This is a genomic window from Streptomyces liliifuscus (assembly GCF_016598615.1).
Taxonomy (GTDB): Bacteria; Actinomycetota; Actinomycetes; order Streptomycetales; family Streptomycetaceae; genus Streptomyces; species Streptomyces liliifuscus.
In genome coordinates, this window is sequence record NZ_CP066831.1 from 2,715,671 (window position 1) to 2,738,885 (window position 23,215).

General features: G+C 69.0%; 15 protein-coding genes. 8 read left to right on the plus strand and 7 right to left on the minus strand.

Annotated features, from left to right (window positions below; genetic code table 11):
- Positions 1-41 precede the first annotated feature (41 nt).
- The 7 genes from JEQ17_RS11510 to JEQ17_RS11540 all read right to left on the minus strand — a co-directional run bounded on the left by JEQ17_RS11510 (position 42) and on the right by JEQ17_RS11540 (position 12,201).
- Entirely contained in the window at positions 42-4,556 is a 4,515-nt protein-coding gene (locus JEQ17_RS11510; protein ID WP_200395161.1) for a fibronectin type III domain-containing protein, read from the minus strand.
- A gap of 198 nt (positions 4,557-4,754) precedes the next feature.
- Positions 4,755-5,681: a carbohydrate ABC transporter permease gene (locus JEQ17_RS11515; RefSeq protein WP_200395162.1), complete on the minus strand. Its 927-nt coding sequence runs from the start codon at positions 5,679-5,681 to the stop codon at positions 4,755-4,757.
- Positions 5,682-5,808: 127 nt separating this feature from the next.
- Positions 5,809-6,741, minus strand: coding sequence for a carbohydrate ABC transporter permease (locus JEQ17_RS11520; protein WP_234048161.1), 933 nt, complete (start codon positions 6,739-6,741; stop codon positions 5,809-5,811).
- A gap of 3 nt (positions 6,742-6,744) precedes the next feature.
- Positions 6,745-8,085: an ABC transporter substrate-binding protein gene (locus JEQ17_RS11525; protein ID WP_200395163.1), complete on the minus strand. Its 1,341-nt coding sequence runs from the start codon at positions 8,083-8,085 to the stop codon at positions 6,745-6,747.
- A gap of 379 nt (positions 8,086-8,464) precedes the next feature.
- On the minus strand, positions 8,465-9,529 hold the full coding sequence (locus tag JEQ17_RS11530) for a LacI family DNA-binding transcriptional regulator (protein WP_383389425.1): 1,065 nt from the start codon (positions 9,527-9,529) through the stop codon (positions 8,465-8,467).
- A gap of 36 nt (positions 9,530-9,565) precedes the next feature.
- The gene (locus JEQ17_RS11535) at positions 9,566-11,197 is read right to left on the minus strand and encodes a GH39 family glycosyl hydrolase (RefSeq protein ID WP_200395164.1); all 1,632 of its coding nucleotides are present in this window, start codon (positions 11,195-11,197) and stop codon (positions 9,566-9,568) included.
- Positions 11,194-12,201: a hydroxyacid dehydrogenase gene (locus tag JEQ17_RS11540; RefSeq protein WP_200395165.1), complete on the minus strand. Its 1,008-nt coding sequence runs from the start codon at positions 12,199-12,201 to the stop codon at positions 11,194-11,196. The genes JEQ17_RS11535 and JEQ17_RS11540 overlap by 4 nt, the downstream gene beginning before the upstream one ends.
- Before the next feature lie 249 nt (positions 12,202-12,450).
- On the opposite strand from JEQ17_RS11540, the gene JEQ17_RS11545 reads away from it, so the two are divergent.
- The 8 genes from JEQ17_RS11545 (at position 12,451) to JEQ17_RS11580 (ending at position 23,214) form a co-directional block, all read left to right on the plus strand.
- Positions 12,451-13,695: an FAD-binding protein gene (locus tag JEQ17_RS11545; RefSeq protein WP_200395166.1), complete on the plus strand. Its 1,245-nt coding sequence runs from the start codon at positions 12,451-12,453 to the stop codon at positions 13,693-13,695.
- Between the two features lie 159 nt (positions 13,696-13,854).
- Complete coding sequence (locus JEQ17_RS11550) at positions 13,855-15,120, plus strand: ROK family transcriptional regulator (protein ID WP_200395167.1); 1,266 nt, start codon at positions 13,855-13,857, stop codon at positions 15,118-15,120.
- Positions 15,121-15,288: 168 nt separating this feature from the next.
- Entirely contained in the window at positions 15,289-16,554 is a 1,266-nt protein-coding gene (locus tag JEQ17_RS11555; RefSeq protein WP_200395168.1) for an ABC transporter substrate-binding protein, read from the plus strand.
- Positions 16,555-16,577: 23 nt separating this feature from the next.
- Positions 16,578-17,540 (plus strand): carbohydrate ABC transporter permease, encoded by a 963-nt coding sequence (locus JEQ17_RS11560; RefSeq protein WP_200395169.1) that lies wholly within the window; start codon positions 16,578-16,580, stop codon positions 17,538-17,540.
- 74 nt (positions 17,541-17,614) lie between these two features.
- Complete coding sequence (locus tag JEQ17_RS11565) at positions 17,615-18,433, plus strand: carbohydrate ABC transporter permease (RefSeq protein WP_234048708.1); 819 nt, start codon at positions 17,615-17,617, stop codon at positions 18,431-18,433.
- A 12-nt stretch (positions 18,434-18,445) separates the two neighbouring features.
- The gene (locus JEQ17_RS11570) at positions 18,446-21,328 is read left to right on the plus strand and encodes a glycoside hydrolase family 2 TIM barrel-domain containing protein (protein ID WP_200395171.1); all 2,883 of its coding nucleotides are present in this window, start codon (positions 18,446-18,448) and stop codon (positions 21,326-21,328) included.
- An 84-nt stretch (positions 21,329-21,412) separates the two neighbouring features.
- Positions 21,413-22,408: an ABC transporter ATP-binding protein gene (locus JEQ17_RS11575; protein ID WP_200395172.1), complete on the plus strand. Its 996-nt coding sequence runs from the start codon at positions 21,413-21,415 to the stop codon at positions 22,406-22,408.
- A 2-nt stretch (positions 22,409-22,410) separates the two neighbouring features.
- A complete protein-coding gene (locus JEQ17_RS11580; RefSeq protein ID WP_200395173.1) occupies positions 22,411-23,214 on the plus strand; it encodes an ABC-2 family transporter protein in 804 nt (267 codons plus the stop codon).
- Position 23,215 lies beyond the last annotated feature (1 nt).

Genomic DNA, 23,215 nt, shown 5'->3' on the forward strand with positions numbered 1-23,215 from the left:
CGCGGGGAACTGCGCGACCAGCCACAACGAACCCGCAGCGATCACCCCTCATCGGGCAGCTGATACCAGAACTCGATCTCCCCCACATTGCAACGCCCGTTGTGCCCGTCAAAAACGCGGATCCTCCGATACGACACCCGCTCGGCGAGCCGGAACTCGTACCACCGGGCCGTGTCGACCCCACCGACCGTATGGAAGTCGGTCCAGCCGGCCCCGGCCTCGTCAGAGCCGCGGAACACCGTGCCGTTGGCGCGGCTCAGCTGGTCGCCGCGCGGGTACAGACGGATGCGGTCGACGGTGATCGGGCCCGAGGCGCCCGCGTCGATGTCTATCCAGCTCTCGGCGGCCGTGGTGTCGGTGTAGGTGGAGATGTCGCCGTCGAAGGCCCGCCAGCCCGCGGCCTCCTTGGTCCCGGTGCCGGGCCACTGGGTGGTGGAGGCCACCACCATGGATGGCGTGACCTGGAACTTCCGCAGCAACGTGTCAATGGAGACCAGGAGTTCATGGGCCGCGTACACGGCGTCGACACGGTCGGTCTCCGGGTCGCCGGTCGCCTTTTCGATGCGGTCGAGCTCGGCCGTGAAGGCCGCGTACGACTTCTTCGTCCACTCGGCGGCGTCCGCCTTCCGGGCCCGGGCGAGGACCTGGGCGAAGGTCTCGGCGACCGCCACGGCCACGGCCGAGTCGCGGGTGCCGCCGCCGACGAGGGTCGCCGTCACCTTGTAGGAGCGGGTGCCGTGGCGCAGGTTCTTGTCCTCGTACGTGTACTCGCGTGTGTCCTCCTTCAGAACCTCCCACTGTCCGCCGCCCGTTGAGCGGGAGAGCGTGAAGGTCAGGGCGTCGTCGGGCTTGTTCCAGCGGACGGTGGCGGTGTCTGCCTCGCGCTCGACGGAGAGCAGGAGCGCGTGCGCGCCGAGGGTGTCCACGGCCACCTTCGCGAACTCCGCGTCGCCCGTCGCCGCGAAGCCTGCGTGGACCGCGTACGGGAAGGGCGTGAAGAGTGTCGCGACCGTCACCCAGGTGGTGCCGTCGGACGACACCTGGCCGTGCACGCGGTGGCTGCCGATGTCCCGGACGATCCGCAGGTACGGCGTCGCGGCCAGGGTCTGCCCGTCGAGGCGACGGGTGATGGGTGAGCGCAGGTCGTCCTGCCAGTCGTGACGGCTGTCGCGGGTGCGGTTGTGGAAGACGAGCTGTCCGTCCTTGTCCGCGCCGAAGAACAGGTGGCGGGTGTCGGCGGCGATCCGGTCGCGGAGCATCAGACCGGTGAGCGGGCCGCGTGCCCCGGTGATGTGGGTGGTGAGGGTGAAGCTTCCCGCCAACGGGCGGCTCACGTAGTGGAGTTGGTCTTCGATGTCGCGCGAGGGCACCTTGTAGTCGTCGCCCTCACCGAGTCCGTCGCCGCGTGCGCCGAGCACTCGTATCGTCGAGCCGCGTACCGCCGTGCTGCCCGGTCTCGCCTTGCGCAGGGCGTCGTCACGCCAGCCCGAGTTTCTGAGGCCGGGCGAGATGGGCTTCGGGAGTTCGGTTCGGATCGTGTGCGAAGTCCAGCCCTGACCCTGGCCGTTGACCGCGGTGACCGTGTAGAAGTACGTCTCGCCGGGGCGGGCGGAAGTGTCCGTGAAGTGGCGGCCGGTCTCCTTCTCCGCGAGAACCTTGTACGGGCCCTGTTGCCGGGTCGCCCGCCGTACCTCGTAGTGGGAGGCGCCCGCCGTTGTCTGCCAGGTGACCGTGACCGCTCCGTCGCCGGGGAGGGTGTGTACGAAGTCGACGTGTGCGGGCGGGAGTTCGGTCTCCAGCGGTGTCGGCAGCTTCAGTACCAGGCCGGTCTTGGGCGGGACCTTCACCTTGCCGCCGCGGACCGGGAGTTCCCTGCCGCTCACCAGGTCCAGAACCGTCGAACCGGTCGAACCCGTCCGGCCGGTGGCCGAGGGCACCTCAACCTCGTACGCCCGCTCGTTCCCGTACGTCCCGCGGGTCGTGTTGAAGACGAAGAAGTAGCGGCCGTAGCGGGCGGTCAGCAGGTCCGGGTAGCCCGAATAGGCGTGGTCGGCCTCGAAGTTCTCGCGGTGGACCGTGCCGACGCCCGGCTGGTGGGTGATGGGCGCGAGTTCGCCCGCCAGGGCCTGGAGCGCGGAGGAGTCGCCCGTCTGCTGGTCCTCCATGAAGTCGACGTCGATGTTGTCCATGCGGGCCCAGTAGTCCTCGTACTGGAAGCGTCCGTTGGTGTTGATCTGCACGATGTGGTCGCGGTTCGCCTGCCGGACGTGCAGGCGGCCGTTGCGGGCGAACCCCCGCTGACGTTCGTTGAGTTGGCCCCAGAGATGGAAGTCGCCGTCTCTGAGCGAGACGAACATGCAGTCCACGTCGACCCAGGCGAAGCGCTCGTAGTCGGACCGCTTCACCGCGAGTGCGGTCAGTTCCGCGGCCGTGTAGTGGGCGAAGTCCGTGTGCGGGTGGACGATCCCGGTCGGCTCGTGGGCCTTGAGGTAGGCGTAGGTCTCGCCGAGCGTGAGGTCGTACTTGTTCTTGCCGGTGACGGAGGCGAAGGAGTTGAAGTACTGGTGGTCGGCGAGCTGTTGCTGGGCGAAGCCGACCGCCTCGCGGGCGTACGAGCGCGTGGCCGCCCAGCGGTTCGCGGTGTACCGGTCGGCGTGCTCGGCCATGTGCCGGGCCAGGGACACGTAGTTGAGGATCCGCCCCTCGGAGATCCGCAGCACGTAGCCCGGGAAGCCGGGGTAGTTGGTGTTGCGCTCGTCGATCACCATCTCCATGCGCATCGTGCGCTTGAGGTTGTCGTCGAGGTCGGTCATACGGGCCAGGGAGCGGGCGTGCAGGTTGCGCAGCGCGATCTCCAGGATCCGGTCGTTGAGTTCCTCGTCGCCCTGGTGTCCCCAGGTGCGGTGGAACCACTCGGGCAGATAGTTGGTGGCCTCGCCGTAGTTGGCGACGTAGCCGTTCTCGCGGGTGTGGCCCGCCTCGGTGACGGTCGTGTAGTGCTTGCCGAGGGGCAGGCGGCGCACCAGGTTGCCGGCCTTGTCGAGCTTGGATCTGGCCAGGCCCTTGATGACGTACTTGGTGTAGTCGTCCGTCCAGCGGGCCGTGGTGTCATGGTAGAAGAGCGAGTGGAAGAGGTCCAGGTCCTGGCCGTCCGGGCCGACGAGGACCTCCTCGCCGAGGAAGGGCAGCCAGCCGAGCGCCTCGCCCGCGATGCGGTGGCTGCGCGCCCTGCCCTCGTAGAACTCCGAACCGATGACCCGCAGCCCCTCGTGGGCCTCCCAGGCGCCTTCGTACGTGTACATCACCTGGTTGTAGATGTACGAGAGCCGCGAGCGGGCGTAGTCGAAGTTGGCCTTGAGGACTCGGCCCCAGGCGGCCCGGCGGGTCAGCGGTGAGCCGTCGAAGTCGACGTCCTTGAGCGAGGTCTTCCCCTCGCTGGTGCCGGTGGTGAAGGGCTCGTCCAGGAACGTCTCGAAGGCCTGCCTGCCGAGGACCTCGTTGTCCGCGACGAGATTCTCGACGATGTAGAGGGCCTCGCCGAGCGCCCCGTAGTAGCCGCCCCAGTCGCCCTGGTGGCCACCGCGGGCCAGGAGTCTTGTGTCGGCGTAGTAGTCCTTGGTGTGGTTGTCGACGCACTTGAAGATCCGCAGCAGGGCCGTCCTCCGCTCGGCGGCGGTCCGTGCCGGGCACCAGGCGGATTGCGTCAACGCCGAGGCGTAGAAGCGGAGTTCGTCCTCGTAGCGGACGATGCTGAGGCGGGCGGTCGCCGATGCGTCGATCTTCGCGGAGTGGTCGTTGAACAGCTTCACCTGGCCGGCCACATAGCCGTCGACAAGTGCCTGCTTCTGGGGATCGGACAGGTCCGCGACCGTGTCCGTGGGCGGTGTGAAGTCGGCCTGCGGCTCGCCGCTGACGTCGAGGTACGCACCTGTGTGGGTGTACGCGCGGTAGTAGCCGCGGGAGTCGGCCGTGACCTTGGCGGTGAACGCGGCGTCGTAGGTGCGCAGGGTGATCTCGGCGTGCTCGCGGCCCTTGGTGTGCTCCAGCGGCAGCATCACCGTGGCGTAGAAGAAGCGGCCGGGCAGCGGACGGTTCGTGCCGGTGTTCAGCGCCTCGTAGTCGCCGGAGCGGCGGTAGCCGATCTGCTCGCCGTTGATGTACGCGATCGTCTTGTACGGGGAGGTGTCGCCGCCCCAGAACTTGACGGTGAGGTAGTTCTGGTGGAGGGGGTCGACCCTCATCATGAAGCGCAGGTCGCCGGTCTTGATGCCGGGGGTGGCCAGGGGTTTGGCGACTCGGGCCCGATCGCCCGCGTTGCCGTCGACAGCGGCGGAGTCGGGGGCGGCCAGCCCGTGCGCGGTCTCGGAGTCGGGGTCGCCGAAGTCGACGAGGTCGAGGCGTCTCGCGCCACCGGCCTCCTCGGCCCCTGCGGCGGACGCCTCCTCGACACCTGCGGCGGACGCCTGCTCGGCGGCGGTCCAGGACCAGCCGGTCAGCGCGAGAGCACCGGTGCCGGCGGCGGTACCGGCCAGGACGGATCTTCTGGTGACGGACATGCGGGATCCTCACGGCGGGGATGGGAGCGGGAGGGGCCGGATCGGCCGGAGGCGGTAGGGCTTCGGGCCGTTCGGGGCCGAGCGCCGGCGGCCTTGCCAGCACGCCACTTGGGCGGCCTTGCGGGCACAGCTGCCCAGGCACAACCACGCAGGCGCGGCCACGCGGGCGCGGCTGCCTGAACGGCCGTGCGGACGGGGCTACTTGAGAGAACCGAGCGTGACTCCGGAGCGCCAGAAGCGCTGCATCGAGATCATCAGGATCACCATCGGGATGAGCGACAGCAGGGAACCCACGACCACCATGCCGGTCAGGTCGGCGGACGTGTCGACCTTGACCTTCAGCCATGAGTAGAGGCCGACCATCACGGTCCACTTCTCCGGCGTACGCAGGAACACCAGGGGTCCGAAGAACGAGTTCCAGGAGCCGACGAAGCCGAGCAGGAAGATCGTCGCCGCGCCCGTGGACATGAGGCGGGCGCCGACCGTGAAGAAGATGCGGTACTCCCCCGCGCCGTCGATGCGGGCCGCCTCGATGAGTTCGGGCGGGATGGCGCCCTCCGCGTACACCTTGGCGAGGTAGACGGAGAAGGCGTTGAAGAGGCTCGGCACGATGATCGCCGACGGGGTGTCGACCATCCGCAGGTCCGTGAAGAGCAGGAAGGACGGGATGGTGAGCAGTGCGTGCGGGACGAGGAAGGACCCGATGATGCAGCCCATCAGTACGCCCCGGCCCCGGAATTGGTACATCGCCAGGCCGTAGCCGCAAGCGACGCAGACCAGGGTCATGCCGGCGGTGCCGACGACTCCGTAGTAGAGCGTGTTCCACAGCCACTTGAGGAAGATGCCGTCCTGGTAGGTGAACAGCGCCTTCAGGTTGTCGGTGAAGTGCAGGTCGGAGAACCACAGGCCGTTGGTGGTGTAGAGGTCGGACTGGTTCTTGGTCGCCGAGACGATCAGCCACCACACGGGGGCCAGCGAGTAGAGGGTGAAGAACACGACTCCGCCGAGGACCAGGGCCTTGGTCCGTCGGCTGTGCCGGACGGGGCCGGTTCCCTCGCGGGACGCGGTGGCACGGCGCTTCGGGCGCGGGGGTGTGGTCGTGGACCGGTCGATGGTTGCGGTCATGAAGGGGAGACCTCGCTCGTGGGCCGAGGAACGGACACACCGCCCGCGCCCGCCGCGGCAGGCTCGCGCCGCGCGACGTGCAGGGGCACGGCCGGGACAGCGGTCGTGGGCCTGCTGCTGACGGCGGTCATGACGTGGGCGCCTTGTTCGTGAGTCGGTAGAACAGCGCGGACGCGGTGCCGACGACCAGGGCGAGGATGATCGAGAGGGCGGAGGCGTAGTTGAAGTTGCCCTGCTGGAAGGCCCAGTCGTAGATCGCCATGATCGGGGTGAAGTCACGGGTGACCGTCTCCGGTGCCATGGACTTGAAGAGCATCGTGTCGCTGAAGATCTGCAGGGTGCCGATGATGCTGAGCACGGTGGTGAGGACCAGGGAGCGGCGGACCAGCGGCACCTTGATCGACCAGGCGATCCGCCACTCGGAGGCCCCGTCGATGCGGGCGGCGTCGTACACGTTGGCGTCGACCGAGCGCAGCGCCGAGTACACGATCAGCATGTTGAAGCCGATCCCGCTCCACGCCATCAGGTTGCCGATGGACACCCAGATGAGCTCGCCGCCGTAGAAGTTGGCGTCGATGCCGAAGAGGTCGAGGAAGGGGGTGAGCGGTCCGACGACCGGGCTGTAGAGGTAGATCCAGATCAGGGTGGCGACGATGCCCGGGATCATGTACGGGATGAGCAGCGGGATCCTGAAGCGGTCGGCGACTCGCTGCGAGGCCGCGTCGAGGAGCAGCGCGAGCCCGACACTGGCGATCTGGATGACCGGGATGCTGATCACCGCGAAGAGGCCGACGCGGAGCATGGAGGCCCAGAAGCGGCCGTCGCCGAAGCCCTCGACGAAGTTGTCGAGGCCGACGAACTCGACGGTCTTCTCGCCGAATCCGAGCCCGGAGCCCTTCTCGCTGTAGAGGCTCTCCTTGAGCGCCATGACGAGCGGGGTCACGGTGAACAGGAGGAACCCGAGGAAGAAGGGGACCGTGAACGAGGCGCCCTTGAGGGCCATGATCCGCCGCCATCCCAGGCGTGCGGCCCGGGACGGCGATTCGGTGACAGCTGCCATGGGTCAGCCCTCGACGTTGATGTTCTTGGACTTCAGGTCGTCGACCGTGAACTCCTGCAGGTGCTCGAGGGCCTGCTTCACCGTGATCTTCTTGGTGACGATCTTCGCCCACTGGTCCTGCAACTCCGCGAAGACTCCGGTGTAGTTGGGGCCGACTGTCCAGTTGCTCCTCGCGTGCTCGACGGACTTGAGGATCACACCGCGCGCCTCGGACTTGTGGGTGCCGAAGAGCTTGTCGGTGACCACCGAGTCGACCCAGGGGGTGACGTCCTTGACGGCGCCGGGCCACTCGTACTGCTTGGTGTCCTTCTGGTAGGTGGAGTCGATGCCGGTCTTGTCGGTCTTCATCCACACCGCCGCCTCGACGGCCTCCTTGACGTGCTCGCAGCCCTTGGGGACGAGTACGCCGTTGTTGGCGCTGTAGGAGGAGGTGGTGAACTCCGTGGCGTCGGAGAACTGGGGCAGGTCGATGGGCTGCCAGTCGCCGAGGGACTTCTTGTAGTTCAGTTCGTAGTTCTGCAGCTGCCAGGTCTGGGTGGGCAGCGAGACCATCTTCCCGGAGTCGAAGTAACTGATCAGAGCGGGCCGATCCTGGTAGGTCTGGTTGGCGACCATGCCGCCGTCGACCAGTTGCTGGACGATGTCGGCGGCCTTGAGGGACTCCGGTGACAGGAAGTCGATCTTCCAGCTGTCGCCCTTCTGCTCGTACCAGGAGCCGCCCGCCTGCTGGACCAGGTTGACCAGGGTGGACGGGTCCTCGCCGGCCAGGTTCATGACGTACACGCCGTGCTTCTTGAGCTTCTTGCCGGCGGCGATGACGTCGTCCCAGGTCTTGGGGACGGCGACGTCGTACTTGTCGTACACCGAGCGGTTGATCATCATGAAGGTCGGGTTGAAGCCGGTCGGGACGGCGTAGTAGGTGCCGCCCGCCTGGACGCTGGGCAGGGCGGCCGGGTTGAACCGGTCGAGGTACGGCTTGAGTTCCTTGTCGACGCTGCTCAGCAGGCCCTCGCCGACGAGGCTGGGCACCTCGCCGAAGTTCTGCACCAGGCAGGGGACGTCCTTCTTGGCGGCGACCGCGTTGCGCAGGTTCTGTGCCGTGCCCGGGTTGTCGGCCTGCTTGACGAACTTGAGCTTGATGTCGGTGTGCGTGGCGTTGAACTTGGCCACCACGGGGTCGACGTTCTTCGTCTCCGACCAGCTCCAGTAGTCGAGCGTGACCGGCCCCTTCGACTGGTTCGAGGAGTCGTCGGAGCCGCCGCAGGCGGTCGCGGTGAGGGCGAGCACGGTGGTGAGCGCGGCGGCGGACAGGGTCACGCGGTGCGGGACACGAGGCTGGGGCATGGCGGCTCCTGAGGGGACTGGAACAGGGGGGACCGTCCGCCGCTCGGGTTCTGCCGTCCGAGGGCGCCATAGAAATCGGTCTCTATGGAAGCTAGAACCGGTCCCGGACGTCGGCAAGACATCGGGCAGAGAAAACTGGGGAACCGGGCCAACTCACCCGGTTTTGCACGAGATTTCGAACCGGTAGCCGGAAAATGGGGAGCTACCGGACAGCCGATTCTCTAGAGACCGGTTGTCCAGAAAAGCGCACCGGGCAGGCGTGGAGACCGCCGCGACGAGGGAACGGAACGGGGAAGTCGGGCGCGGAGCCGGAAAGCCGGGCACGGGACCGGGGAAGTCGGGGACGGGACGGGGCAAGTCCGGGACGGGACGGGCGAAGTCAGTGCCCGGGTCGTCGCGTCGAGTCCCGCAGGACGATGTGGGTGCCGAGCACCAGGTGCTGGCTGCCGGGGAGTTCGTCGCGGTGCAGGGCCAGCCGGACGGCGGCGCGGCCCAGTTCCTCGTGCGGGACGTTGACGGTGGTGAGGGCCGGGAAGAGGTCCAGGGCCAGCGGCACGTCGTCGTAGCCGACCACGGACACGTCGTCGGGGACACTCACGCGTGCCTCGCGCAGTGCCTGCAGCGCGCCCGCCGCGACCATGTCGGTGCCCGCGAACACCGCGGTGAAGTCGGCGCCGGACGCCAGGAGTTGGCGGGCTCCCTGATAGCCGTGCGAGCGGCTGAACGTGCCGTCCAGGATCAGGGCCGGGTCCGGGGCGAGTCCGAGCAGTTCGTGGGCGCGCCGGAAGCCGCTGAGGCGCTGGCCGCTGGTGGACAGTCCCGGGACCCGGCCGAGGTAGGCGATGCGCTGGTGGCCCGAGGTGAGCAGATGGGTGGTCATCGCGAAGGCGCCGCCTTCGTTGTCGTACTCGACGACGGTGGCGGGCACCCCCGGGCCGAGCGGTGGCCTGCCGACGAGCACGAGCCGCGAACCCACCCGGTCCAGGGCGTGCGCGAAGTGCGTCATACGGTCCTGGTAGGCCTTGTCCTCCCAGGCGCCGCCGACGACGATCACGGCGTCGGCCCGCTGTTCGCGCATGGTCTCGACGACGGCGAGGACGCGCTGCGGGTCGCCGTGCGTGGTGCACAGCATGCAGAGCCTGCCCTCGGCGGACGCCTGCTCCTCCACACCGCGTGCGATGTGGGCGTAGAAGGGTCCGGTGACGTCGTCGACGACGAACGCCACCGTCTTGTTGGTGGAGCCGCCGAGCGCGCGGGCGTGCGCGTTGACCACGTAGTCGAGCTCGCGCATCGCCTTGAGCACCCGGGCGCGGGTGCTCGCGGCGACCGGGTAGGTGCCGCCCAGGACCCTGGAGACGGTCGAGGCGGAGACGCCGGCGCGCGCGGCGACGTCCCGGACCGTGGAGGCGTCATTGCCCATCACGGGCTCCGTCTTCTTGGCCACCGGTGGGCTCCCCTCCCCTGGTCTGTACCGGTCACCCTATGGGGTGGCCGGGTGCTCGTACGGGCTGGTCGGGCCCCCGTCGTCCTGCCGTACGAGCACCACCGACCAGGGCGTGAGCCGGCGTTCGTACGTCAGCTCGCCCGCCGCGTCGGCCCGTACGGTCTCCGTGCGCGGGGCCGTCCTTCGCAGGGCGGTGATGTCCTCGCGGGAGAGCGGTTCGGGTGCGCCGCGCTCGCGCCAGGCGGCGACGGTGTCGCCGCCGGACGCGCTGCCGGGCTCAAGGATCTCCACGGTGAAGGCGGCATGGGCCGGCAGTCCGGTGAGGCTCAGGGTGTACGGGACGGGGGTGCCGAGGGCCAGCGTCTCCTCGGCGACCGTGCGGTCCGGTGTCGAGAGGGGCACGGCGAGGGGCATCTCGGGCGGGTAGTGGTAGGCGAGGGCGGCGATCCGGCCGGTCGCCGCTTCCCGGGTGACGACCGCGCCCGGCACCCGGACGAGGAGTTCGTCGCCGAGGGCGTGCAGGAACCGGTAGGCGTGGTACGTCGGCTTGGGTATGCCCTGCTGGTTGAGGAGTCCGAAGCCGCCGTGGAAGGCCGTGTCCCCGGCGCCCATCTCCTCGAAGACGTCCGTGAACGTCCAGTACGCGAGGGAGTCGACGAGGCCGATCGACTCCAGGTTGGCCCGGACGACGAAGGTGGCGGCCTGCGGGTGGTCGTGGGTGTGGTCCCGGGAGGAGGGGGTCGAGCTCCACTCGGTGAGGTGGATCTCGGCGTCCGGGAACGGGCTCTTGCCGACGATGTCCCGGACCGTGGTGAGGTCCCTGCGGGTGGCGTCGGCGCCGCGTGTGTAGTGGGCGCCCTCGCCGTGGTCGTCGAGCGCCCAGTCCGTGGGGTACGGGTGACAGGAGACGAAGTCGACGGGCAGCCGCTCGCGGGAGCAGTGGTCGAGGAAGTGCTCCAGCCAGACGGGCCGCCACTCCAGGGCGTCGAGGTTGTCGGCGGTGACCGTGACATGGCCGCTCCTGTCCTCGGTGTCGCCGTCGAAGCGGGCGTCCGGCACGAAGTTGCTGGTGGCCGGGCCGCCGACACGCAGGGCAGGGTCAATTGCCTTGAGGGCATGGGCCGTTGTCGCGTACAGGTCGTAGTACTCGGTTCGGGTGCCGCGGAAGAACGGGTCGAGGTTCGGCTCGTTCCACACCTCGAAGTACCACTGGCGGACCTCGTCGATGCCGTACCGGGCGACCCAGTGGCGGACGGTCGCGGAGACCAGGCTCGTCCAGGCCACCAGGTCGGTGGGCGGGGAGCCGTGGGCGCCCCACCAGAAGATGGTGCCCTTCTCGCGGGCCAGATCTCCCGGGCTGAAGCCGAGTTCGACGAAGGGGCGGACGCCCGCGTCGAGGAGCCGGTCGAACAGGTCGTCCACGTACTGGAAGTTGAGGACGGCCTGTCCGTCCCCGCCGAGCCGGTACACGAACATGTCGTCGTGGAAGAGGCCGTGGAAGCGCACGTACCGGAAGCCGCAGCCCTCCGCGACCTGGCGCAACTGCTCCTGCCAGGAGGCGCGCAGGCCCTCGCCGGCGCGGCCCGCGCCGGCGCACACGGACCAGAAGTGGTGCAGCGGCTCGCCCGCGTCGGCGGCGTCGGCACGCGGGGGCAGGATCGAGGTCATGCGGTGCGCTCCAGTACGGCGTGGTCGATCGCGTGGGCCAACTCCCGGCCGGACAGCAGCCGTTCGGCCTCCTCCGTGACGGCGAGACCGAGCCGGGCCACCTCGTTGCCCTGCGAGCCCGCGAGATGCGGGGTGATGAACACGTTCGGCAGGTCGAAGAGCGGTGAGTCGGCGGGCAGCGGTTCCGGGTCGGTGACGTCGAGGATCGCACTGAGCCGGTTCGCGCGCAGCTCCTCGACGAGGGCGTCGTGGTCGAGGAGGGCGCCGCGGGCCGTGTTGACGAGCACGGATCCCGCGGGCATCAGGGCGAGTTCGCGGCGGCCGATGAGGTGGTGGGTCTCGGGGGTCTGCGGGGCGTGGACGGTCACGATGTCGCTGGTGGCCAGCAGGTCGTCGAGCGGCAGCAGGGGTACGCCGAGGGCGGCGGCCTCCGTCGCGTCGACGTACGGGTCGGCGAGGGTGACCCGCAGGTCGAAGGGGTGCAGCAGTTCGATGAGGCGGCGGCCGATCCGGGAGGCTCCGACGACGCCCACGCGGCGGCCGAAGTTGCCGATGCCCGGCATGATCTCCCCGTAGGGGAAGGCGCGTCGGGTGCGGAGGCGGTCGCGCTGGGCGAAGAGGTCCTTGCCCGCCAGGAGGATCATCGCGAGTGTGTACTCCGCCACGGGGAGGGCGTTGGCGCCGGCCGCGGAGGAGACGGTGATGCCGCGTTCCCAGACCGCGGGCGAGGTGAGTCCCTTGACGGAGCCGGCCGCGTGGAGGATCGCCCGCAGTTTCGGTGCGGCGTCCAGGACCGCCTCGTCGATGTGGGGGCAGCCCCAGCCGGTGATCAGGATCTCCGTGTCGGCCAGTGCCTCCCGCACTCGGGGGTCGGCGAAGTTCTCGGCCGTCAGAGTGGGATCGATTTCTACCGCGTTGCCCAGGCGGGCCAGTACGTCCGGAGGGAAGATCTGGGGCACGTTCTCGGCTGTCATGGCGATAAGTGCGGCGGGGCGTGGGCGCAAGGTGGGGTGGCCTTCCGGTTCGGTGACGCGTTCATAGCAACCGGTCTCTACGGTAGGTCTCGCGGAGCGAGAGGGTCAATGGACCGGGGTCCGACGGTGAGTGGACGGGGTCCGACGGTTGAGTGGGTAGGTGCGGGTTGGCTGTGGCCGGGCGCGCAGTTCCCCGCGCTCCTGGGGTGGGACGGGGCGAGGTAGGTTCCCATGTGACTGGTTCACCGGTCACCGAGAACTTCCGGGAAGGACCCACGGATGGCAGAGGCTCTGACCAACTGGGCGGGGAACATCACCTACTCCGCCAAGGAGTTGCAGCGGCCGCACTCGCTCGACGCGCTGCAGGCCCTTGTCTCGCGGGCCGGCCGCGTGCGGGTCCTCGGCAGCGGGCACTCGTTCAACGAGATCGCCGACCCGGGCAGTGAGGGCGTGCTCCTCTCGCTCACCGCGCTGCCGCCGTCGGTCGAGGTGGATACCGAGGCCCGTACGGTCAGAGTGGCGGGCGGGGTGCGGTACGCGGAGCTGGCGCGGGCGGTGCACGAGCGGGGGTTCGCGCTGCCCAACATGGCCTCGTTGCCGCACATCTCGGTGGCGGGTTCGGTGGCGACCGGCACACACGGCTCGGGAAACGCGAACGGCTCGCTGGCCTCGCCCGTACGGGAGGTGGAGCTGGTCCTCGCCGACGGATCGGCCCTGACGATCGGCCGGGGCGATCCCCGCTTCAGCGGGGCGGTGACCTCACTGGGCGCGCTCGGTGTCGTCACCGCGCTGACGCTCGACCTGGAGCCGGACTTCGAGGTCGCCCAGCATGTGTTCGGCCGGCTGGCGCTCGCGGAACTGGACTTCGAGACGGTGTCGGCGTCGGCCTACAGCGTGAGTCTGTTCACCGACTGGCGGCGGTCGGGTTTCGTCCAGGCGTGGGTCAAGCGGCGTACGGATGTGCCGTGGGACGGGTTTCCGTGGGCCGAGCCGGCCACCGAGGCGATGCATCCGGTGCCGGGGATGCCCGCCGGGAACTGCACGCAGCAGTTCGGGGTGCCGGGGCCCTGGCACGAGCGACTGCCGCACTTCCGGCCCGAGTTCACGCCGAGCAGCGGTGCGGAGCTCCAGTCGGAGTATCTGCTGCCGCGCCCGCACGCCACCGGTGCCCTGCGTGCGCTCGACGCGATCCGGGAGAGGATCGCGCCGGTGCTGCAGGTCTGCGAGGTGCGTACGGTCGCGGCCGACCGCCAGTGGCTGAGTCCGGCGTACGGGCGGGACACGGTGGCCTTCCACTTCACCTGGGTCGAGGACACGGCGGCCGTGCTGCCGGTGGTGCGGCGGGTGGAGGAGGCGCTGACGCCGTTCGATCCGCGGCCGCACTGGGGCAAGGTGTTCACGATGGCGGCGCCGGTGGTGCGCGGACGCTATCCGCAGCTGGCGGAGTTCAGGAACCTGGCGGCGGTGCTGGACCCGACGGGGACGTTCCGCAACGCGTTCGTCGGTGAGGTGCTGGGCGGGTGACGGACGGCTCGGTCCCCGTCCTGTCCGCCGTGAGCGGCGGGGACTTTGTACAGCCCCTTTCCTAACCCCTTGTCGAAAGTCCTCGGACGGTCATAGCCTTGCGCCGCGCCGGGGCCGTCGGGCCGCCATGGCCTGGAGGGACCGAGGGGGCACGTTCTGGTGAAGCGCACTTCACGCGACATCCGCACCGCGAACCGCTATGGGGTGCTGCGCCAGATCATCGCCCAGTCGCCGACGTCCCGCCAGGAGCTGGCCGCCGCGACCGGGCTGAGTCTGGCCACGATCGCCACGCTGGTCGGTGAGCTGCTCGACCTGGGGATGCTTACGGAGGTCGGGTTCGAGGACTCCGCGGGTGGCCGCCCGCGGGGCCTCGTGGCCGTCAACGCGTCGGGGGGCGCGTTGATCGGCGTCGACATCGCGGAGACGTACGTCCGGGTCGAGCTGTTCGATCTGGCGCTGGGCGTGCTGGCCCGCGCCGACGAGGACATGCGCCCCGGTGAGATCCGTCCGGAGCAGGTCGTGGGGCATGTCGCCTCGGCTGTGGGCTCGGTGGTCGCGCAGGCCGGTATCGAGGGCGCCCGGGTGCTCGGGGTCGGGGTCAGCGTGCCGGGCCAGGTGGACCGGGAGGCCGGTGTCTCCGAGTACGCGCCGAACTGGGACTGGCACGACGTGCCGCTGCTCGATCTGCTCGCCGAGCACATCGCGTATCCGCTGTATCTGGACAATCCGCTGCGCGCCTGCGCGGTCGCCGAGTTGTGGTTCGGGGCCGCGCGCGGGCGCGGGGACGCCGTGGTGGTGAACCTCGGGACGGGCGTCGGTGCCGGGCTCGCGCTGGGCGGCGGGCTGCACCGGGGGGTGAGCAACAGCGCCGGCGAGTGGGGGCACACCACGCTCGTGCTGGACGGGCGGCCGTGCCACTGCGGCAACCACGGGTGCGTGGAGACGTATGTCGGGGCGCCCGGGATCATGCTGAATCTCCGCGAGTCGAGCCCGGACAGCGCTCTGTTGCATCCGGATGACCAGACCGCGACGATCAACGCGCTGGCCCGCGGGGTCGCCGCGCAGGACCCGGTGGCGACCGAGGTGGTCCGGGTCACCGCGCGTTATCTCGGCGCGGCCATCGCCGACTTGGTGAACCTCCTCAATCCCGAGGTGGTCGTGCTGAGCAGCTGGGTCGCGGCCACGCTCGGCGAGCCGCTGCTGTACGAGGTCCGCGAGGCCGTGGCCCGGCACGCGCTGAGACGGCCGCTGGCCAGCACCGAGATCGTCCTCTCCCCCATTCCCACGGACCCGGTGTGCCTGGGCGCGGCGACGTTCGCGCTGGAGGGTGCCCTCAGCTCGGTGGGCCTGAGACCCGCGGGCGGCAGGACAGCCGCCCCGCGTCGCGCCTCCTCCGCCAAGAGCCGTACAGCGCCGTCCTCTTAGCGATGTCTTCTTGACGTCGACACCCCGTCACGTCCGGTATTCCGGACGGGGTGCAACGCTTCGAACAGACTTCGTCCAACCCCTTGCCGAAGCATTAGCCGAAGGTTAACGTCCCGCCACCGCGCAGCGATTTCGAGCCGCAGCCGTACTCGAGACAAGGACGTCAGAATGTCGGCACTGAGCAACAGCAACTGGGACCGTCGATCCGTACTGCGAGCCGCGGCGGGGCTCGCCGCTCTGGGTCCGCTGGCCGCCTGCGGCGGCAACACCGGCCGTGAGGGCGGCGGCAGTTCGGGCAAGGGGCTGGTGCAGTACTTCCACGCGTACGGGGAGGCCGGGACGCAGGAGGCCATCAAGCGGTACGCGAAGGCCTATGACGAGGCCCGTGTCACGACCCAGTGGATCACCGGCAACAACTTCGAGAGCAAGCTGTTCTCGGCGCTGCTCACCGACAACGCGCCCGACGTCTTCGAGTTCCACCCGCAGCTGCAGATGATCAAGAGCGGCCAGGTGGCGCCGCTGGACGACATCATCGCCCCGGTCAAGGACGACTTCAATCCGGCCGACATCAAGTCCCACACGGTCGACGGCAAGGTCTACGGCGTCCGGATGATCGACGACCCCCAGTTCTTCTACTACCGGAAGTCGGTGCTGGAGAAGGCGGGCGTAGGGGTGCCCCAGACCCTCGAAGAGCTCGCCGAGGCCGCCGAGAAGCTCACGACCGACAAGGTCAAGGGCCTGTTCCTCGGCAACAACATGGTGTCGACCAACTACGCCCTGGTCTGGGCGGCCGGCGCCGACCAGCTCAACGACAAGAACGAGATCGCCTACCACACCGACGACGTGGCCGCGGCGCTGAAGGTGTACCGCAAGATGTTCACCAGCGGCCACCTGCTGCTGGACGCCCCCGCCGACTACTGGGACCCGTCCGCGCTGGTCCAAGGGCTGACGGCCATCCAGTGGTGCGGCATGTGGGCCATGCCCGTGATGCAGAAGGCCCTCGGCGACGACCTCGGCATATTCCCCTTCCCCTCGGCCGCCTCCGGCGCCAAGCCCGCGGTCTACAACGGCGGTTGGTCCATGTTCGTCAACGCCAAGGGCAAGAACGTCGACCTGGCCAAGGAGTACGTGAAGTGGCTCTGGATCGACCAGAAGAAGTACCAGGAGGACTGGGCGCTCAGCTACGGCTTCCACATCCCGCCGCGCACCTCGATCGCCGAGTCCGCCACCAAGCTCAAGTCGGGCCTGCCCGCTGAGGGCGTCAAGCTCTTCACCGACTACGGACGCTTCGACAACATCTCCTGGACGCAGGCGATGATCACCGCGCTGGAAGAGGTGATCGCCAACTCGGTCCGCAAGGGCATGGACCCGGAGAAGGCCCTGGACGCCGCGGACAAGAAGGTCAACCTCGAACTCAAGAAGCTCTTCGGATAGGCCGACGGACAACAGGTAGCGACATGTCGACCACCACGACACGTGACGCCACGCGCCCCGCCCCGGCCAAGGTCTCCAAGACCAAGCCGCGGCGGGGCATGGGCGGCAGCACGTTCAACTTCTGGCTCTTCACCGGCCCGTTCCTCATCGGCCTGGTGATCTTCGTCTACATCCCCATCGGATGGAGCGCCTGGCTCAGCTTCTTCGAGGCGCGCTACACGGTCACGCCCGACAAGTTCATCGGCTTCGACAACTACAAGTTGATGCTGACGAACGGCGACTTCACCAAGTCGCTCGTCACCTTCACCGTGTTCGCCGCGATCATCGTGCCGGTCACCTGGGCGCTGTCGCTCGGTCTGGCGCTGATGGTGCACCGGCTGCGCTTCATGAAGGCGTTCTTCCGGTCCGTCTTCTTCCTGCCGACGGCATGCAGCTTCGTCGCTGCCTCGCTCATCTGGAAGATGTCCATCTTCAGCGGTGTCCGCTTCGGCATGATGAACACCGTCCTCGGCTGGTTCGGAGTCGAGAACATCGCCTGGCTGGCCAACCCGAACCCGCCCTGGTACTGGCTGGTCATCGTGACCGTACGCCTGTGGCTCCAGGCCGGCTTCTACATGATCCTGTTCCTGGCGGCCCTGCAGAACATCCCGCCGGAGCTGTACGAGGCCGCCGCGATCGACGGCGCCAAGCCGGGCTGGCAGACCTTCCGGTACATCACGCTGCCCCAGTTGAGGGCCACCTCGACGGCGGTGATCCTGCTGCTGCTCGTGGCCGCGTACCAGGCGTTCGACGAGTTCTTCAATCTGCTGTCGAAGACGACCTGGGGCCGCCCCCCTCTCGTCGAGCTGTACTACACGGCCCTGGGCGACGACCAGGACTACGGCGCGGGCAGCGCGGGCGCGGTCATCCTGACCCTGCTGATCTGCATGGTGACCATGCTCCAGGGCCGGTTCCTGGGCTTCGGAAGGGGGGACGGCTCCAAGTGACGACCGTCATCGAAACCCGCAAGGCCGATCCCGAGCCCCCGAAGCGGCGCGAGCGCAGGCGCGACCGGCGGGGCGTGCTCGGCTCCGCCGGTCTCTACATCGCCACCGGCATCTGCGCCCTGCTCTTCCTCGTCCCCTTCTATCTGATCGTCCGCAACGCCCTGTCCACGGACGCCGAGATCACCGGCGAGAACTGGAAGTGGTTCCCGACCGACATCCAGTGGGGCAACGTCACCGAGTTGTTCGACGACCCGACGGTCCCGTTCGCCCGGTCCCTGTGGAACTCGGCGATCGTCGGTGTCCTGCACACCGTCGGCACCCTGCTGGTCTGCTCGCTCGCGGGCTACGGCCTCGCCCGCATCCCGTACAAGCACGCCAACAAGATCTTCTACGCGGTCCTGGTGACCCTGATGGTCCCGGCCGCCGTCACCTTCGTACCGAGCTTCGTGCTGGTCTCGTCGCTCGGCTGGGTGTCGAGTATGCAAGGTCTCATCGTTCCGGGGCTCTTCAGTGGTTTCACCTGCTTCCTGTTCCGGCAGTACTTCCTGGGGTTCCCCAAAGAACTGGAGGAGGCGGCGCGCGTGGACGGGCTCGGGTACTGGGGTGCGTACTGGCGCATCGTCGTGCCCAACTCGCTGAACTTCTTCGCCGCGATCGCGACGATCACCTTCATCAGCGGCTGGAACGCCTTCCTGTGGCCGCTGGTCATCGGCCAGGACCAGGAGGCGTGGACCGTGCAGGTCGCGCTCTCCTCGTACATGACCAACCAGACCGTCAATTTCCATCTGATCTTCATGGCCACCGCCATCTCGATCCTGCCCCTGGTTCTCGTGTTCCTGTTCCTCCAGCGCTGGCTGGTGCAGGGGGTCGCGCAGACGGGCATCAAGGGCTGACCTAGGAGACCGATGTCTTTGCGCACCACCCATTCCGTCGATGTCGGCCATGTCGAGGACGTCTCGCCCGGGAGCGGCGCGCTGCCGCCCCGGGCGTGGTACGCCTCCTCGGACGCCGATTCCCTTTCCCTGAACGGCAGTTGGCGTTTCCGGCTCTCGGCGACTGCTGATGCCGAGGACGAATCGTTCGCCGCCGAGGGATTCGACTCCGGGGGCTGGCCCGAGGTGCGGGTCCCCGGGCACTGGGTCCTCCAGGGAGACGGGGACTTCGGGGCGCCGATCTACACCAACCACCGCTATCCGTTCCCGGTGGATCCGCCGCGGGTGCCGACTCAGAACCCGACCGGCGACCATCTGCGGACCTTCGACCTGCCGGACGGCTGGCCCGCCGGCGGTGGGGCCGTGCTCCGTTTCGACGGGGTGGAGTCGTGCGCGCGGGTGTGGCTGAACGGTACGGACATCGGTGAGTTCAAGGGGTCCCGGCTGGCGCACGAGTTCGCGGTCGGGCACCTCCTGAAGGAGTCGGGGAACGTGCTCGCCGTCCGCGTCCACCAGTGGTCGGCGGGCTCCTACCTGGAGGACCAGGACCAGTGGTGGCTGCCCGGCATCTTCCGGGACGTCACACTGCTGCACCGGCCGGCGGGCAGCGCGCTCGACTTCTTCGTGCACGCCTCGTACGACCATCTCGAAGGCACCGGGACCCTGCGCGTCGACTCCGACGTCGACGGGCGGGTCTCGGTGCCCGAGCTCGACATCGATGTCGCGACGGGCGAGTCCGTGACCGTGCCGGTCCGTCCGTGGACCGCCGAGACGCCGCGGCTGTACGACGGGACGCTGGTCACCGAGGGCGAGCGGGTGCCGCTCAGGATCGGTTTCCGTACGGTCGTGCTGGCGGACGGCCTGATCAAGGTGAACGGCACGGCCGTCCTGTTCAAGGGTGTCAACCGGCACGAGTGGCATCCCGAGACGGGCCGCGCCCTCGATCCGGAGACCATGCGCGAGGACGTGCTGCTGATGAAGCGGCACAACATCAACGCCGTGCGCACCTCCCACTATCCGCCGCACCCGGCCTTCCTCGACCTGTGCGACGAGTACGGGCTGTGGGTCATCGACGAGTGCGACCTGGAGACCCACGGCTTCACCGAGCAGGGTTGGCGGGACAACCCGGTGGACGACGACCGCTGGACGCCGGCGCTCCTGGACCGGGCGTCCCGCATGGTCGAGCGCGACAAGAACCACCCGTCGATCGTCGTCTGGTCGCTGGGCAACGAGGCGGGCACCGGGCGCGGACTGACCGCGATGGCCGAGTGGATCCGTGGCCGGGACCGCTCACGGCTGATCCACTACGAGGGCGACTGGAACTGCCGCGACACGGACATGTATTCGCGGATGTACGCGGATCATGCCGAGGTCGAGCGGATCGGCCGGGGCCTGGACGGCGGGCCGCTCAAGCGGCGCCAACTCCCCTTCATCCAGTGCGAGTACGGGCACGCGATGGGCAACGGACCGGGCGGGCTCGCGGACTACCAGCGGATCTTCGAGGCGCACGACCGGATCCAGGGCGGCTTCATCTGGGAGTGGATCGACCACGGCGTCAAGGACGAGCGGTTCGGCTTCGCGTACGGCGGTGACTTCGGGGAGGAATTGCACGACGGGAACTTCGTCTGCGACGGGCTGCTCTTCCCGGACCGCAGGCCCTCGCCGGGGCTCGTCGAGTACAAGAAGGTGATCGAGCCGGTCCGGATCGAGGGCGGGGACGCGAGCGGCACGGTGCGGGTGACGAACGCGTACGACTTCGCCGACCTCTCGCATCTGGAGTTCGAGTTCTCGTACCAGGTGGACGGATTTCCCACAGGTGCGCACTGGCTCACCGTGCCGTCGCTCGGACCAGGGGAGTCGGCCGAGGTCAAGCTGCCCGCGACCGCGCCCGACGGTCAGGGCGAGGAGGTCCAGTGGACGGTCCGCGCGCTGCTCGCCGAGGACACCCCCTGGGCCGGCCGCGGCCACGAGGTGGCGTGGGCGCAGCAGACCGTCACGCCGCGTGGGCCCCTTCCGGCGGCCACCGGCACGCGGCCAGCGGCCGACAGCGACCGGATCACCCTCGGCCCGGCCTCCTTCGACGCCCGCACCGGGGTGCTGCGGACCATCGGCACGACGGACGTCACCGGCCTGCGCCTGGACGTGTGGCGCGCCACCACCGACAACGACGACGGCGCGTCCTGGCAGGACGACGTCCGCAACGGCGTGGAGTGGCGCAAGCTGGGCCTGCACCGCATGCAACACCGGCTGGACGCGGTGGAGTTGACGGACGACGCGCTGACCGTGCGGACCCGGGTGGCACCGGCCGCCCGGGACGTGGGCCTGCGCACCGTGTACCGGTGGACGTCCGACGGGACACGACTGCGCCTGACCGTCTCGGTCACTCCCGAGGGCGACTGGACGGTGCCGCTGCCCAGGCTCGGCATCCGGCTGGGGCTGCCGGCGTCGTTCGAGGAGAACGTGACGTGGTTCGGCAGTGGTGGCGAGGCGTACCCGGACACCGGGGCCGCGGCGAAGACGCTCCAGTGGCACACGAGCGTCGAGGACCTGCAGACACCGTACGTGCGCCCGCAGGAGAACGGCGCCCGCGCCGACGTCCGCTGGGCCGAGGTCGGATATCTGCGGATCGAGGGCGACCCGGAGTTCTGGTTCACCGCGCGGCAGTGGACGACCGAGCAGCTGGACGCGGCCCGGCACCTGACCGACCTCACGCCGGGCGACACCGTGTGGGTCAACCTCGACCACGGTCAGCAGGGCATCGGCTCGCAGTCGTGCGGTCCCGGCGTGCTGCCGCAGTACCGGCTGCGGGTTCGACCGGCTGAATTCTCCTTTGTGTTCTCAACGGTCGACGACTGACACTGTTACCGGTCACATGGCCGTCCGGCTCCCCAGCCGGACGGCCGTGTTCGTGTGCCCGCCGCTCCCCCGGAGGTTCCTCGCGTGATCGGTTCCATCGAGGTCCGTGGTCTGTCCCGGACCTTCCACACCACCGTGCGCCGCCCCGGTTTCATGGGCGCCGTCAGGTCTCTCGTCAATCCGGAGCGGGTCGCCAAGGACGCCGTCTCCGACATCACCTTCGACGTCGCCCCCGGTGAACTCCTCGCCCTGCTCGGGCCGAACGGCGCGGGGAAGTCCACCACGATCAAGATGCTCACCGGCATCCTCACCCCCACGTCCGGCGAGGCACGGGTCGCGGGCGTGGTCCCGTACCAGGAGCGCGAGCGCAACGCGCGCAACATCGGAGCGGTCTTCGGGCAGCGCACCCAGCTGTGGTGGGACCTGCCGGTGCGGGAGTCCTTCGCGATCCTGCGCGACATCTATGACGTTCCCGAGGCCGAACACCGCACGAGACTGCGGGAGTTCGACGAGCTGCTCGACCTGTCCTCCTTCTGGGACACCCGGGTGCGGCACCTCTCGCTGGGCCAGCGCGTGCGCTCCGACCTGGCCGCGGCGCTGCTGCACGATCCGCGGGTGGTGTTCCTGGACGAGCCGACCATCGGCATGGACGTGGTGGTCAAGGAACAGGTCCGTGAGTTCCTCCGGTACCAGGTGGAGGAGCGCGGGCGGACGGTGCTGCTCACCACGCACGACATGACGGAGGTCGAGCGGCTCGCCGAGCGGGTCGTCCTGATCAACCACGGGCGGCTCGTCCTGGACGGCACGCTGGACGAGATCCGGCGGAAGTTCGGCTCGACCTGGCAGGTGCGGGTCACCCTCGCCGACCCGCACACGCCCGTCGAGGCGCTGCCCGGAATGGTGCTGGTGCGCCACGAGGGCCCGCAGGTGGTGTTCGGGCCCGACGGGCCCACGGCTCCGGCCATGCACCAGGCGCTGAAGCAGGTCATCGAGCGGTACGAGGTGACCGACATCGCGCTGGACGAGGCCGACCTGGAGGACGTGATGCGTGCCGCGTACGTCCAGGCGGGGGGCGAGTGACCATGGCCGTCCTCCAGGGCTGGCGGGCCGCCCGCGTGACCCCGCTCGGCGAACTCCACACCCCGCCGCGGATGACCGCCGCGCTGCTCCGGCTCACCGTGCAGGTGGTGCTGGTCGCGTCACTGTGGCACGGCCTGTACGCGGCCACGGGCACGACGGCCGGTCTGACCAAGGACCAGGCGGTCACGTATGCCGTACTGGCCGTACTGGCCACCCGGATAAGGGAGTTGGACCAGTACGCGGGCCGGGACACCGTGCTCCAGCACATGCACTTCGGCACGATCATCTACTGGTACCTGCGCCCGCTCCCGCCGCAGCGCTACTACGCGCTGCGGGCCCTCGGTGAGCAGTTGTACGGGCTGGTGTGGGTGCTCGCCGGATACGTGATCTGTCTGGCCGCCGGGGTCGTGGAGCCACCCAAGTCGGCTGCTGTTGCCGGGGTATTCGCGGTCAGCGCGTTCCTTGGGCAGTGGGTTCTCTACTACGTGATGCTCGCCATCGACCAGCTGTGCTTCTGGACGCTCCGCAACGGCGCGGCGATGCTGATCCTGATCTTCGCGCAGAACCTGCTGTCCGGGGTGTACGCGCCGCTGTGGTTCTTCCCGGACTGGTTCATCACCATGAGCGGCTTCCTGCCGTTCCAGGCGACGCTGAGCGTGCCGCTGTCGCTGTACGTCGGACGCATCGAACTGTCCGACGCAGGACCGCAGTTGGCCGTCCAGGCCGCCTGGGTGGTGGCCCTCGCCCTGCTCACCCGGCTGCTGTGGCGGCGGGCCGCCCGGCGCGTGATCTCGCAGGGAGGCTGAC

Coding starts and splice junctions, on each gene's coding strand:
- JEQ17_RS11510 (WP_200395161.1), bottom strand. CDS start 4,556: ATGTCCGTCACCAGAAGATCCGTCCTGGCCGGTACCGCCGCCGGCACC.
- JEQ17_RS11515 (WP_200395162.1), bottom strand. CDS start 5,681: ATGACCGCAACCATCGACCGGTCCACGACCACACCCCCGCGCCCGAAG.
- JEQ17_RS11520 (WP_234048161.1), bottom strand. CDS start 6,741: ATGGCAGCTGTCACCGAATCGCCGTCCCGGGCCGCACGCCTGGGATGG.
- JEQ17_RS11525 (WP_200395163.1), bottom strand. CDS start 8,085: ATGCCCCAGCCTCGTGTCCCGCACCGCGTGACCCTGTCCGCCGCCGCG.
- JEQ17_RS11535 (WP_200395164.1), bottom strand. CDS start 11,197: ATGACCTCGATCCTGCCCCCGCGTGCCGACGCCGCCGACGCGGGCGAG.
- JEQ17_RS11545 (WP_200395166.1), top strand. CDS start 12,451: ATGGCAGAGGCTCTGACCAACTGGGCGGGGAACATCACCTACTCCGCC.
- JEQ17_RS11555 (WP_200395168.1), top strand. CDS start 15,289: ATGTCGGCACTGAGCAACAGCAACTGGGACCGTCGATCCGTACTGCGA.
- JEQ17_RS11560 (WP_200395169.1), top strand. CDS start 16,578: ATGTCGACCACCACGACACGTGACGCCACGCGCCCCGCCCCGGCCAAG.
- JEQ17_RS11570 (WP_200395171.1), top strand. CDS start 18,446: ATGTCTTTGCGCACCACCCATTCCGTCGATGTCGGCCATGTCGAGGAC.
- JEQ17_RS11580 (WP_200395173.1), top strand. CDS start 22,411: ATGGCCGTCCTCCAGGGCTGGCGGGCCGCCCGCGTGACCCCGCTCGGC.